Source organism: Dolichospermum sp. DET69 (genome assembly GCA_017355425.1).
Lineage (GTDB): Bacteria > Cyanobacteriota > Cyanobacteriia > Cyanobacteriales > Nostocaceae > Dolichospermum.
On sequence record CP070233.1, the window covers coordinates 4,516,581 to 4,531,217 of the forward strand.

Sequence of the window (14,637 nt, forward strand, 5' to 3'; positions counted from 1 at the left end):
TAAGCCAAACTCATGAAACTCAAGGTAAAGAATCAGTTAACCGTTACGAGAATCGCTATTTTAGGAACTGAAAAACTAAATAACTGGAAATCTAACGAGCTTGATTTGATCGCTTTGAGCTTGGGTAAACTACGCTCTGACCTGTGGAACGAGTTCGGGTCGTTGAAAGCCTGGGGTGTTTCTAAATTTGAGATTGACAAACAGCTACGCACCTTAAAAGACAAATATCAATTACCTGCTAAGTTATGGGAAGCGACTCTCTATGACGTAATTGATGATATTCATTTAGTTCAGGCTGCTTGTGTTGAGAAGGTGATAAAATCTTTGGGGCAATCGTTCCAGTCTTTTCAGGCTAAAAAAGGAGTTTTACAACTTACCTTAGAAAGTCGGGAATGGTTGGAACATCCCAAACTTTGCACCTTAGTTAGAAAGTTTTGGTATCGAGGACACACGAAAGTTTGTAACCAAATTATTGTAAAGGCTTATGATACTAAAACAGATGATAAAGGTGTGGTGTGGTTGCGTTTTGGAGGTTTAACTCCATGTAAAACTCTCAAACTACCAACGACTTTACCAACAGAAATCAAGTGTCAGATAAGGCTAATTAAGCGTAATAGTAGATGGCAAATACATTACACAACTGACATCCAAAAAGCTGAAAAAAAGACCGAGGGTAAAATAATTGGATGTGATAGAGGTTACACCGAAGTTTATGCCACATCTTCTAACGATGGCGCTAGATTTTTAGGTAATGACTTTGGTAAAATCCAAACTCAAGAAACCGATTACAGAACAGCGAAACAAGTTAAACGTAATAAAATCAAGTCAGTTTTTAACAAGTCTACAGCTAAAGGAAATGGTGCTAAGGCTGATAGAATTAAACGGAATAATCTTGGTAGAATCAAGTGGGACAATCGGGAAACATCCTTTAAAGGTAGGATTCAAACAATAGTTTTTACAGCTACGCATGACTTGATGACAGATGCGATCAAGGTAGCTTTTGAAGATTTGACGGAGCAAATAAAAGGCAAAAAGCCCATGAGAAAGCGCATGAAGAGAAATGTTTCTTCATGGTGCAAGGGGATAGTTGCGGATGCCCTCAAACAAGTTTCAACCCGTGTAGGTTGCACGGTTGTTAGTGTTAATTGTGCGTATACGTCACAACTTGACTCCAGATTTAGTACCTTAACGGGGACTAGAAATGGTGACAAGTTTACCGGACATGATGGGGTCGTGATGCACTCAGATACTAACGCTGCTGATAACGTTCTAGTAAGAATGGGTGACGTTGAAATCACTCGTTACATGAAACATTCAAACGTAAAAGTAATATTACTAGAACGAACTCAGAAGTTTCGGGAATCCCTAATAGTGGAGACTGAAGCGAAACCGGGCAAGGATAAGCCCCAGACTCTAGAACCTAAAAGCAAACTTGCGAACAAGGTCAATCAGAGAGCGAACTATAAGCAATTGACGTTGTTTGACCTTGGTTAACTACGTTATTTGTGTATCCCTGAGCAATGACCATCGAAATGAGTTCGCGGCTATCTGGATCGTCGTCAATGATCAGCACGCGGATGCCAGTTAGATCCAGGTTTTGCTCTGGCCATGGGCTAGATTGATCTGCCTTTGAGTTGACGTTGAGTAAGGGTAGCCTGACAGTAAAAGTAGCTCCTTTCCCTTCCCCAGGGCTGTCAGCGGTGACAGTGCCGCCGTGGGCTTCGACCAATTGATAGACAATTGCCATGCCCAACCCTAGCCCACCGTGTTTACGAGTTATGGAAGCATCTTCCTGGCGGAACGACTCAAAGATGTGGGGCAGAAAGTCTAGACTGATGCCTTTGCCCGTGTCTGTGATGGTGATCTGTGCCTGGTCGTTGATTTGCTCTAGCCGAATGTCAATGCGTCCGCCGCTGGGAGTGAACTTAACTGCGTTCGTGAGCAAGTTCCAAATAATCTGCTGGAGCCGAACGTCATCTCCCAAAACTTGCCCGATATCCCATAGCACGGGATTAATTTGCATGGATTTGGCGATCGCCGCAGTCTGCACAGTATCAATCGCAGATTTAATCACCAATAACAGATTGACAGAAGCAGGATTCAGACTTAGCTTGCCGTGCAACACGCGAGCCATATCCAGCAGGTCATCAATCAATTTACATTGCGCTTTAACATTTCGCTCTATCGTCTCCAATGCGGCGATGGTTTTGGTTTCATCGAGTCTGCGAGTTTGCAGCAGTTTTGTCCAGCCTAAGATCGGGCTGAGAGGCGATCGCAATTCGTGAGATAGCACGGTTAGAAACTCGTCTTTGATGTGGTTGATTCGTTCTGATTCCGCTAAGGCAGCTTGTTTATGTTGTAGGATCAGCTCACGATCATGTTCAAGTTGAACGCGATCGGTAATGTCTCGGGAAGTCGCTAATAGTTGACTGACTTGTCCTTCCTGATCCAACATCGGAGTCACAATCACATCCCACCATTTTGGTGTCCCTTTTGCAGTCAGACAAAAGCCCCGAAATCTACTTGTCTCTTTTGACTTTGCCAGCGCAATCGCTGCTTCTACCTTTTGCCGAGATTCGTCTTGCCAAAAATTGACCCAATTTGTGTTTAGATAGGGAGTTGAATCGTCGATCTCCAGCAGGCACAGCCCTCCCGCATTTATATATATAATTTGTGCATCGAGATCAAGGACTTTGATGCAGTCACGACTGCTCTCTAACACCTGTTTTCTAAACTCCTCACTCTGACGCAGTACCTCCTCTGTGCGTTTGCGCTCCGCGAGTTCGTTTTTGACTTGCTGATAAAGCTCTGCTTGGCGGATGGCAACGCTGACCTGTATGGACAACTGCTGAAGTAAATCAATCTCTAACGATCGCCACTGACGAGGGGCAGCACAGTGATGAGCAATCAGCACACCCCAAAAATAGTTGTCGTGCAAAATAGGCACCACTATATTCGCTCTGACTTGAAGCCCCTCCAAGAGTTTAACGTAGCATGGATTGATGCTGCTATCGTAAATATCGGCTTTGACACTCACCCTTCCTTGAAGCTGGGGATCAACATAGCTCTCGACAAAACAGGGATCATATATCTGCTCTGACAGAATCGATCGCCAGTCTGCGCCCACAGATTCTGCTACTACCCTGCCGTTGTCGTTGTCGTCTGGATCTACCTGGAACACGATCACGCGATCAGTCTGAAGAAATTGCCGCACTTCTGTGACGGTAGTGTGTAAAATCTCGTTTAAGTCGAGCAAGCGAGAGACTTTTTGCGAAATCTGGGCGATGACCCGCTCTCGATCAATGCGCTCTTGGAGTTGAGTTTGGATCTGTACCGTCTTAATCGTTGCGTCCAACGCCAGTTTCAGACCCTCTGAAGTGATTTGTTCCTTAACCAGATAATCTTGTACACCCGCCTTGATCGCCTGGACGGCGATCGCTTCGCTGCCAACGCCTGTCATCATCACAATTGACATAGGCGTTTGCGGTTGCTGAGTTTGCAGGGAAACGAGAAATTCTAGCCCGTCCATGTCGGGAAGTTGATAATCGAGCAACACTACATCTGGCTTGTGCTGTCGCCAAAGATTCAATCCTTCTTTACCCAGACTTGCCTCTATGATCGTGTAGTCATAGTCGTGATCGCGCAGCAAATATCGTCTGTACGTCTCGCGGTCTTCTGGGCTGTCTTCTACAATCAAGATAGTGCGATGAAGTTGAGTGTTCATACGTAATTTTTGTTAATTACAAGCCCCATCCTTCTTCAAGGTGGGGTTATTGACTAGCGTGGTTTTACCACATCAGTGGGAAGAATCGTAGTATCAAACCAGTAGTCTATTAAAATTTGAATACTATGCTTTAATCGGTTAAAATCCATAGGTTTGACAATATAGCTATTAACACCCTGTCTATAACAGGCTTCAATATCTTTGGGATTGTTAGAAGTTGTAAATATAACAACCGGAATTAACTTCATATTCTCATCTTGTTTAATTTTTTGCAATACTTCTCGTCCGTCCGTTCCGGGTAAGTTGAGATCGAGCAAAATCAGTCCTAGACGCGGGGCGATTTGGGCATCAGCGTAGCGACCTGTGCGATACAGAAATGCTAGAGCGTCATCGCCATCCACACAGCGATAAATCGGGATTGTCAACGGCGATCGCCGGACACAGCGTTGGAATGCTTCAAAATCTTCATTGCTGTCTTCAACGACTAATAAGAGCGGGGGTTTCTGGATCGCGGTAACAGATAATTCACTCATGATTGCCCTCTTGCTCCCAGCGTGAAGTAAAACGTGCTACCTTCATCGAGAGTTGATTTCACCCAGATTTTTCCCTCATGTCGCTCGACGATCTTTTTCACAATTGTCAAACCTGCCCCCGTTCCACCGCCATACTGGTCTTGAGCATGCAGCCGTTTGAAAATTTGAAACACTCGCTCCAAATGCTGAGGCGGAATGCCAATGCCATTGTCACGGATATAAAAGGTGTAGAGTAACGGGTTTTGAGGATCGCCTCCGTCTGACTCAATGAAACCAATTTCCACCCATTTCTCAGATTTGTCATTGTATTTAATGGCATTGGTAAGCAGGTTGGTGAATAACTCACTCATTTGGCCGCGATCGCAGCAGATCGTTGGCAAGGGACGAGGAAACAGGAACTTGATCAAGCTCTGCGGCTGACTGATTCCCAAGGTATCTATCGCTTGTTGCGCCACTTCATTGAGGTTGGTGAATTGGCGAGAGAGTTCGGCGCGTCCGAGTTGAGAATAGTGCAGCAGTGAATTAATCAGATCTTCCATTCGCTGAGTCAGCCGCACGACGGTATGCAGTTTGGCAACTCCATCAGCATCCAACACTTCTGCATAATCCTCCATCAAGAAATTGGAGTAATTGTGAATCCCTCGGAGTGGTTCCTTGAGATCATGAGACGCAATGTAGGCAAACGAATCGAGTTCAATGTTGCTGCGCTCTAGCTCCAGGTTGATTTTTGCCAAATTGTCCGCCTGCTTGAGAATCACGCCCACAATCAGGCTCCGCAGTTCGTCTACCACTTCGATTTCACAAGCTTTCCAAGGTAATGAGCAACCCTGTACCGTTTCTTGCCATTTTTCAAATGATTTGCGCGGTAATAGCCGTTTTTCTCCGCTGTCTGTCACTTCTACAGGGTTGTTGGGGTTGCCAGCCCAATTCACGGTTTGAATCACCTCTGGGCGAAACCAGAAAATGTAATTTTGGTGGAACCCAGAGAGTTTTAGCGCCAATAGCCCACTGGCAACTGCCTTAAAAGATGCTGCTGCGGGGTAAAGCTGAAAGAGCGATCGCGTCTGAAACAGGTTGTGTTGAATCTGAGTTTTGACCCAATCTCGTAGGGCTGTCAATTCAGTTTCTGGTGGCGTTTGACCGATGCGAATAATTTGATCTACCGTACAAATTGCCGCTCCTGATGCACTAACGAGATCAAGCAAATTTGAGTCTAGTTGGAGCAACCCATCCAAAAAGCGTTCTGACTGAGACAGTGATTCGACTAGTTTGCCTTGCAATGACTTCAAGGTTATTTTGTAGTCTAAGTCTTCACGAGCTTCCTTGTTAGACAGTTCCACCGACATCACTTGCCCCACAAACTCACACATCGTCCGCACACCATAAGGCACATAGCGAGGAGTTGAATGATGACAGACAATCAGCCCCCACATCTTTTGCTCTTGAATCAGAGAAATTGACATGGAAGCCCCAACTCCCATGTTGCTGAGGTATTCCAGATGACCATGAGACACACTCCGCAGCACGGATAAACTTAAATCTGTGGGGCGATCGTCCACTGGATTGTGCGCCGGAACTAACGCGCTCGGCTGATAGGTAACATCAGGAATTAACCGCAGCCAGTTGAGGGTGTAAAGCTTTTTTGCTTGGTCAGGAATGTCACTCTGAGGGTAGTATAAGCCTAGATAAGAAGTCAGATCGTCTGCCCGAGTTTCTGCGATTACTTGCCCGGCTCCTTCTGCATCAAACCGATAGACCATGACGCGATCAAACCCCGTAACCATCCGCACTTCTTTCACTACCGCTTCGGACATTTTTAGCAAGGTGGGAGCCTTTTGAATCTTGGTAATCATGCCTTTAACACGCTGGTAAAACTCAAAAAAATCTGCCTTCTGGCTTTCCTGTTTGGGTTCTAATTCCAAAAAAATTAGCGCATTCTGGCGATGTAAAATTCCATCAAACAGTAACACTTTGGTTGCACTTTCGATGGAGATATCCAACGGATTCACATGATCAAAATCTTCGCTTAAGCATTGCCGAATTGCAGCAATCTGCTTGGGAGCGAGTAAGGTTAATAACGGTTTACCTAATAATTCATCAGGAGAAATACGGATTAACTCAAGCGTGTTGCTACTAACCTGGATGATAGTCAAGTCAGTTTCTTGCAACACCAATAGCACGCCGTGGGGCTGAATTAGTCCCGGAATATGAATCGGTTCGTGGTTGCAATCGGTTAAGTCAACATTTTGATGGGTCATGAATAATTATGGGTACGAAACCAAAGCTCAAAAGCGGGGAACAAAAGGGGGCATACAACAAACAATACATACCCTTGGGGATCTCTAAAAGAGATTGCGTGAGTGGTGATTTTAGGTACTTACTTGTAGCGACCTGCAATTATAAATGCCCAAACCTGCAATCAAGGGATTTTCAAACCAGGATTAAATGCAACTATAATTACACTTCAACCAGAATTAATTGCAACTGAACCAGGATTAATTGCAACCAACCTGCAATCATCGCTTTCAACCAGGATTAATTGCAACTATAAATATTAACATTTTTATCGCAGTTTCAATCCGCTCAAAGTGGCAGTCCCGCCGCCAACATTTGCTCGTGTAATTCACGAGATCGCGCTGGGTCAAGTTGTCGGCGAAACAGCAATTTAATTTCCGCTGGTTTGGCATTAAACTGTTCTGCCAAGCCTCTTACATCGTAGCCATGCCGGGTTAAGGTGGGTTCCAAATCGTCAATTTGCTTAGATAAAACCGACTCAATAATCGCTGTGGTAACTGTTTTTTCTCCAAAAAGGTATGCAGCCTCGAAAGCTAGTGTCAAATGTTGCTCAATTTGCAATGGTGTCCTCAACCGCGTGGCAAGTAAGTCAATGGCATCCGGCTCCAATATGTCACTTATTTGGGTATCTTCAGTAGTACATTTAGATACCAACCATTCAATATATTCTTTTTGGCTACCAACAATACCCTCCAAGGAAAAGACAGTTGCCCGATAGCCAATTTCTTCCATAGTTGGACGGCGCAAATCATTTTTCAGCTTCGGATGACCAGCTAACACTACTGAGAGCGTACCACCACCGTCTTCAACTACCTCAATTAAACGTTTGAGTCCTGTAAGCGTACTGTAATGTAAGTCGTGAGCCTCATCTACAAACAACGCCACAGGCTTTTTACCTTTTCTAATCAGGTCACGCAGTTCTCGTTCCCTTTTTTCCCCAAGTGCAGGAATTTTAATTTCCTTATCTGTTGATAAATCGTAAAATAAGGCAGCAATCAGTGTTGGCAGCGTCGCTCGGTTTTTATCAACAGAAAGCGATTTCGAGACTAAAATCTTGCCTTCTTTCTCCAAAACCTCAAACAAACGTCGTAAAGTCGTTGTCTTGCCACATCCGATAATTCCCGTAATGGCAACCAGCTTTCCTGAATGGATTGCGACTTTAATATCCTTAAACAATTGTTTTTGGTGTTCTGTCTCGTAGTAGCCAGCCTTGCGGAACTCCCTGAGTAACCGAAAGTGTTCCATGACTTCAGTGAGCATTTTGTTCCTCTCCCTTATTTGAGCGGAAATATTGTCGCACTCGTTCAATAATCGCTTTTTTATTCAGAGTCTCAGCCAGCAGCGCATCAATGAATGCCAATTGTTCGGGAGACAATTTAGCCAAAGGTTTGGCCAGTTGTTCAGAAATCGCCCTCTTAGCAAACAATACAGTCGGATAAGTAAATTCTTGGTATGGGTCGGGGTCATTAAAAGGTGTAACAGTTGGCTCCAATTCCTTATATTTATCCACCAGAAATTGTAAGTCCGCGTTTTTATCCAAGGCAGTCCGTGGCAAACCCAACTTTTTAGCTAAATTGGCAATTTTATCTGCCCGTTCTTCAGTTTTAGTTTTCTTAAATTTACGGTAGCGGTGTAAGGGGATAGGTCCGTCAACTGGATAAAATGGTCCGTAACGACGGTCTTCTTTCTCTACGTACAGTTCGTTGTCAAACAAACCCCACCATAGCACGACAGTTTCTCCTGCTAAGTCCGGTTCTACCTCATAAGCCACACCCTCTACCGATACCCTAGCATCTGTTCCCACTTTTCTGCGTTGTGGCTCGCGGGCAAAGGTACAAAATCGCTCCCAACTACACATCGAACGTAAGCCAGACTTAGGTATATTACGCAACCAATCTTCCATCCGAGAATGCGGTTCTATGCGGTGTGGTTTGTCGTTGTAATGCAACAAATATTGGCGCAACCATAAGTTAGCTTCAATGTCGCTTTCCGGTTCATGAAAGTGATACAGAGTTTCGTGGGCTTCTTTGACTGTCCGAAAAGGTCTTTCCACTTTACCCTTGGATCGAGCTGTTACCCGGCGACCATCTTTACCCGCAGGCATATGGGTAACAAGATTGATTCTCAGACAATCCATCACGTTTTGAAATACGTGGCTTTTAGCAATGGGCCCGTTGTCGGTATAAATCATCTCTGGAATCCCCTGAAAGGCAAATCCGTCGGTTGTTTTCGCTGTCATCGCATTAAATAAGAACCGCAATGCAGCTTCCACATCCTCCCCATAAACACAGTGATATTCCTGATAACATAAACCACTACGGTCATCAACAATACTATAAAGCATCAGTAATGGATTCCCTCTCCCTGGTTCTACCCACGATGGCTGTTTTACGTGTTTTAAATCAGATGGGCTGAGGTCGAAATGCCAACATTCGTTGCTGTACTCCGCTTGAAAACGCACAGCAGGCGGTTGCCTAGTCATGCGTTGTTGGTCATACCCCCACGTTTTTAAGTAATAATTGACAGTGCTTCTAGTTAACGCACCTTTATCTGGTTGGACAAAACCATCGGGTGTTTCCATCCCAAACTCCTCCAACAGTTCAATCGCTCGGACTGTGGAGATATGTCGCCCTTTCTTGTTACTAGTACGGATTTTCATGGCCGCGATTATCTCGCAGTAACGTTCCATTTCCTCCAGCGAAAGTTTTCTAGGGGTTCCGCTATCTGAGCGATTTATGGATTTTGGGCGTGATGAGTTACGCAAAGCACGATATAGTGTATCTGTTGACACTCCATACAATGCTGCTGTCTCTTCGATGAGAATTCGCCGCTCTTGACAACGGCTGGGCAATCCGTCGAGGCGGTGGCGTAAATTAATAAGTGCCTCTACAGGGATTTGCTTATGTACCATGTTCAGTTTTTATCTCTGCAATATAGTTGTAGAGCGTTGGTTTGGAAATTCCCATTAACTTACATATTTCAATAATTGTGTATTGTTTTTCCGTATAAAGTCTTACTGCTAATTGACGTTTAGTTGGATCAAGGGCTTTTGGTCTACCTCCCCTATGACCACGCACTCGTGCTGCTACAAGTCCAGCCGTCGTGCGTTCACGGATGAGGTTGCGCTCAAATTCAGCCAATGCACCGAATAAATGGAAAATCAATCTACCACTGTTATTTGTGGTGGTGATGGATTCTTGCAAGCTAGAAAGCCCAATTCCTCGCTTATCCAAGGTTTCCATCATTGAAATCAGATCTTTGAGTGACCTTCCCAAGCGGTCTAGTCTCCATACAACCAAAACATCACCAGTCCTTGCTACTTCCAATGCCAAGGAGAGTCCAGGTCGTTCTGCTTTTGCACCGCTGATTCGGTCGGAGTAAATTTTCTCGCAACCAGCCTGCTGCAAAGCATCCTTTTGCAGATTCAGATTTTGGTCATCTGTTGAAATGCGGGCATAGCCTATCAACATACTTTGAACCCCAACAAGTAAATAAACTCGTTACCTAACAGCATATATTGCCTTTGATATAATTACCGAGTTTCGTTACTAAACTTGATTCAGTTTTGGTTTTGTTTGATGGAAGTAATAGCGGTAAAAGAAACGACCGTTTTTTTTACCTTTATAGTTGCATTTAATCCTGGCTGAAGTTCAAATAGTTTTGTTGATAAATTGGGGTGTTTTTTGAGCAAACTGGACAACTACCGTTTGACGGGACTTTCGGTCAGTTGCAATTAATCCTGGTTGAAAGCGATGATTGCAGGTTGGTTGCATTTAATCCTGGTTCAGTTGCAGTTAATTCTGGTTCAAATGAAATTATAGTTGCAAATAATCCCGGTTTGAAAATGTCTTGATTGCAGGTTTGGGCATTTATAATTGCAGGTCGCTACACTTACTGATAGCTTGCGTGGCGAAGCCATTCCCCACTAACCCCCTTAAAAAGCTCCGGTGTACACACAAGTGATTGAATCGCCCCCTAACCCCCAAAATTGGGGGAACAAGAATTTTCAAAGTCCCCCAGAATTGGGGGATTTAGGGGGCGAAATAGGCCGAAACTAAGACAGGTAGGACTTGTGTGTACACCGTAGCCTTAAAACGGGGGGAACTAGAGTCAAAGTCCCCCTTTTTAAGGGGGATTTATGAGGATCTGAAAATATTTGATACACCATGAGAGACTTTTAAAATATCCTCTAAGACAAAAACCTAAAACGTGACCACAGTCCGAATAGATTCCCCTTTGTGCATCAAATCAAAAGCATCATTAATCCTTTCAATCGGCATTACATGAGTAATTAAATCGTCAATATTAATTTTCCCATCCATATACCAATCTACAATTTTTGGTACATCTGTCCGTCCTCTTGCACCACCAAAAGCCGAACCTTTCCAAACCCTTCCTGTGACTAATTGAAACGGACGAGTGCTGATTTCTTTACCCGCACCAGCCACACCAATAATCACACTTACACCCCAACCTTTATGACAACATTCCAAAGCCTGACGCATGGTATTGACATTACCAATACATTCAAACGAATAGTCAGCACCACCTTTTGTTAAATCTACTAAATAGGGAACTAAATCACCTGCAACTTCTTGGGGATTTACAAAATGTGTCATCCCCATTTTTTCAGCCAAAGCCCGTTTATTAGGATTAATATCTACTCCAATAATCTTATTTGCGCCCACCATTCGCGCCCCTTGGATCACATTTAATCCTATTCCCCCCAAACCAAAAACTACCACATTTGCGCCTGCTTCTACCTTGGCTGTGTAAATGACTGCACCAATACCTGTAGTCACACCACAACCGATATAACAAACTTTGTCAAAGGGCGCATCTTCCCGAATTTTAGCAACGGCGATTTCTGGCAATACCGTATAATTAGCGAAAGTGGATGTACCCATATAATGGTGAATCATGTCACCACCGATCCTAAAACGGCTCGTACCATCGGGCATCAACCCCCGTCCTTGTGTACCGCGAATGGCTTGACAGAGATTAGTTTTGAAGCTTAAGCAATAATCACACTGCCGACATTCAGGCGTGTATAAAGGAATTACATGATCTCCAGGTTTGAGACTTTTGACATTAGCCCCCACTTCGACAACTATACCCGCCCCTTCATGTCCTAAAATAGCCGGAAATAAACCTTCAGGATCATTACCAGAAAGAGTAAAAGCATCAGTATGACAAACCCCACTGGCTTTAATCTCAATTAATACTTCTCCGGCTTGTGGGGGTGCTAATTCTACGGTTTCAATCGTGAGAGGTTTACCTGCGCTGTACGCTACTGCTGCTTTAACTTTCATTAAATTCTCCTGTCTTGTATTGATAAATAGTAATTATCTAATTGGGACTTTTAGTGCGATTCGTTGTTAGCTGAATCACGGTATTCAGTCCGTACATAAGCTAACCAACCCAATCCAACCATGGAGAAAGGTTGAACTCTCGGTCTGATATGGGTGTAAGTCCCATCTGCCAGACTCAGGCATGACTCCCTATCTGCCCACACTGACCAGACTCGGTATCTGGAGGGTGAAGCTGGAAGGCATAATCAGACATCCGTTGTGGGGTGACACTGGTGCTAATGGGGAGTTCCTATGGTAAAACAGAGCCTAGAAAAGCAACCTACCCATAAGCAGGACACAACATCTATACCTGACTTCACTGGAGCTAATTCCCGCCGCACATTAGAAGGGTAGCGGCAAGAGTCCAGGGAATCCAGTGGTTGAATTGGCTACACCTAACGGAACTATCAATCTAACCGAGGGAACGAATAAAAACGGATTGAAGGTCTAAGGGCGGTCGAACCCTAGGTAGGCTGGACGAGCAGCGGAACTCCTTCAATTCGGGTAGGACAAACCGTAATTGGTTTGAGGTGTTCAGAATACACAAACGGTCGCAGAGCATGATTAGACACAGAGACAACTAAGCGTGAATCCTGGAAGACTTTACCTTGGAAGAAATTCCGCCGTAACTTAACTATTGCCAAATTACGAGGTTGAGATAATAATACTTTAAGCATTGCTAGTAATTACATAGAGTAAATTTGATGAATACTATAAGAACATATTACATAAGCGCAGGTACTGCTGGTAACGATAGCAATGATGGACTCTCTACCTCATCGCCCTTCAAAACGATTCAAAAAGCGGCAAATCTCACCAATCCGGGAGATACGGTATTCATTATGGATGGAGTATATGCAAATACTGATCCTCTTGGTGGAATAGTATCAATTACACGCTCTGGAACCTCAAATGCACCCATTACTTATAAAGCATATCCTGGTCATTCCCCGAAGCTTCAGAGTAATGGCTGGAATGCGATCTCAATTACCAATGGAGCTTCTTATATCGAGATTAACGGATTGGAGCTGATCGGGAACAATAGCAATATTACTTTTGCTTATGCACTTAGTCAAAAAGACAACCCTTACAATCCGACAACAAACGGCAACGGTATCATTATTGATGGAAGGAAAAATGGTCATCCTCATCATATAAGTATTATTAATAATAAAATTCATGATTTCGGAGGGGGAGGTATTGCTACAATTCAAGCCGACTATGTGACTATAAATCGTAATGAAGTGTATAATAATGCTTGGTACTCTGTCTACGCTAACAGTGGTATTACTAATTACCAAAATTGGCGACTTGATAGTAGTCAGGGATATAAGATGATTATCTCAAACAATAAAGTTTACAATAATCGTCAATACATTCCCTGGTTTTATGGTGGTGGAAAAATTACTGATGGCAATGGTATTAGTATTGATGATTCCAGAAATACGCAAAATGGGTCTACATTAGGTGCATATAGTGGACGGACTTTGGTAAAAAACAATATCGTGTTTCAAAATGGAGGTTCGGGGATTCACACCTATCAGAGCGATCATGTTGATATTGTTAATAACACCGCTTATTTAAATAGTCAAAGTCCAGAAATAGACTATGGAGAAATATTTGCCAATTCCTCATCTGATGTCAAAATTATTAATAACATTCTCTACGCTATTTCTGGAAATAAGGTTAACAGCAATTATAATAATACAAACGTTACATATAACTATAACCTATACGCTAACAGTACCATTATACCAGTTAAAGGTACTAATGATATTGTCGCCAACCCTCAGTTTGTAAATGCCTCAATTGGGGATTTTCAACTTCACTCCACTAGTCCAGCAATTGACAAGGGTTTTGTGTGGACAGTTTTAACAACCGATTTTGCAGGTAACCCTCGTCCATCTGGCGCTGGGTATGATATTGGTGCATTTGAGGCAAATATTCTCACAGGTGGAGCAGGTAATGATACCCTTACAGGTGGAGCAGGTAATGATACGCTCGATGGTAAAGCAGGTGCAGATACCATGATTGGTGGGGGTGGTAATGATTCCTACTATGTTGATAATATCGGGGATATTATCACAGAAAATCTGAATGAAGGAACTGATACAGTTTTCAGTCCAGTTAATTACACCTTAGGAAGTAACCTAGAAAACCTAATTTTACAAGGTACATCTGCTATTAATGGGACTGGTAACGCCCTAAATAATCTCATTACAGGTAACACTGCTGATAATATTCTCATAGGCGGAGCAGGTACAGATACCATGATTGGTGGGGGTGGTAATGATTCCTACTATGTTGATAATTCCGGTGATATTATCACAGAAAATCTGAATGAAGGAACTGATAAAGTTTTCAGTCCAGTTAATTACACCTTAGGAAGTAACCTAGAAAACCTAATTTTACAAGGTACATCTGCTATTAATGGGACTGGTAACGCCCTAAATAATCTCATTACAGGTAACACTGCTGATAATATTCTCATAGGCGGAGCAGGTACAGATACCATGATTGGTGGTGCTGGTAATGATTCCTACTATGTTGATAATTCCGGTGATATTATCACAGAAAATCTGAATGAAGGAACTGATAAAGTTTTCAGTCCAGTTAATTACACCTTAAGTAGTAACCTAGAAAATCTAACTTTACAAGGCACATCTGCTATTAATGGGACTGGTAACGCCCTAAATAATCTCATTATAGGTAACACTGCTGATAATATTCTCAT

Annotated in this window: 9 protein-coding genes and 1 pseudogene; 2 read left to right on the plus strand and 8 right to left on the minus strand. The window is 43.3% G+C overall.

Annotated elements, in window-relative coordinates; genetic code table 11:
* Positions 1 to 12: 12 nt before the first annotated feature.
* Positions 13 to 1,494 (plus strand): addiction module component, encoded by a 1,482-nt coding sequence (locus tag EZY12_20695; GenBank protein QSX67134.1) that lies wholly within the window; start codon positions 13 to 15, stop codon positions 1,492 to 1,494.
* On the opposite strand, the gene EZY12_20700 is transcribed toward EZY12_20695, so the two are convergent.
* From EZY12_20700 to EZY12_20735, 8 genes are all read right to left on the minus strand, one after another.
* On the minus strand, positions 1,445 to 3,724 hold the full coding sequence (locus EZY12_20700; GenBank protein QSX67135.1) for a response regulator: 2,280 nt from the start codon (positions 3,722 to 3,724) through the stop codon (positions 1,445 to 1,447). The genes EZY12_20695 and EZY12_20700 overlap by 50 nt on opposite strands.
* A 53-nt stretch (positions 3,725 to 3,777) precedes the next feature.
* Positions 3,778 to 4,257: a response regulator gene (locus EZY12_20705; GenBank protein QSX67136.1), complete on the minus strand. Its 480-nt coding sequence runs from the start codon at positions 4,255 to 4,257 to the stop codon at positions 3,778 to 3,780.
* Positions 4,254 to 6,515 (minus strand): GAF domain-containing protein, encoded by a 2,262-nt coding sequence (locus tag EZY12_20710; GenBank protein QSX67137.1) that lies wholly within the window; start codon positions 6,513 to 6,515, stop codon positions 4,254 to 4,256. The genes EZY12_20705 and EZY12_20710 overlap by 4 nt, the downstream gene beginning before the upstream one ends.
* A 325-nt stretch (positions 6,516 to 6,840) precedes the next feature.
* On the minus strand, positions 6,841 to 7,812 hold the full coding sequence (locus EZY12_20715) for an ExeA family protein (GenBank protein ID QSX67138.1): 972 nt from the start codon (positions 7,810 to 7,812) through the stop codon (positions 6,841 to 6,843).
* Positions 7,802 to 9,448: a transposase family protein gene (locus EZY12_20720; GenBank protein QSX70756.1), complete on the minus strand. Its 1,647-nt coding sequence runs from the start codon at positions 9,446 to 9,448 to the stop codon at positions 7,802 to 7,804. The genes EZY12_20715 and EZY12_20720 overlap by 11 nt, the downstream gene beginning before the upstream one ends.
* 4 nt (positions 9,449 to 9,452) lie before the next feature.
* Positions 9,453 to 10,022, minus strand: coding sequence for a recombinase family protein (locus tag EZY12_20725; protein QSX67139.1), 570 nt, complete (start codon positions 10,020 to 10,022; stop codon positions 9,453 to 9,455).
* A gap of 732 nt (positions 10,023 to 10,754) precedes the next feature.
* Positions 10,755 to 11,864, minus strand: coding sequence for an S-(hydroxymethyl)glutathione dehydrogenase/class III alcohol dehydrogenase (locus EZY12_20730; protein QSX67140.1), 1,110 nt, complete (start codon positions 11,862 to 11,864; stop codon positions 10,755 to 10,757).
* Positions 11,865 to 12,367: 503 nt separating this feature from the next.
* On the minus strand, positions 12,368 to 12,580 hold the full coding sequence (locus EZY12_20735) for a hypothetical protein (GenBank protein ID QSX67141.1): 213 nt from the start codon (positions 12,578 to 12,580) through the stop codon (positions 12,368 to 12,370).
* Positions 12,581 to 12,607: 27 nt separating this feature from the next.
* Here EZY12_20735 and EZY12_20740 point away from each other — a divergent pair.
* A pseudogene (locus EZY12_20740) lies at positions 12,608 to 14,575 on the plus strand (hypothetical protein).
* Positions 14,576 to 14,637 lie beyond the last annotated feature (62 nt).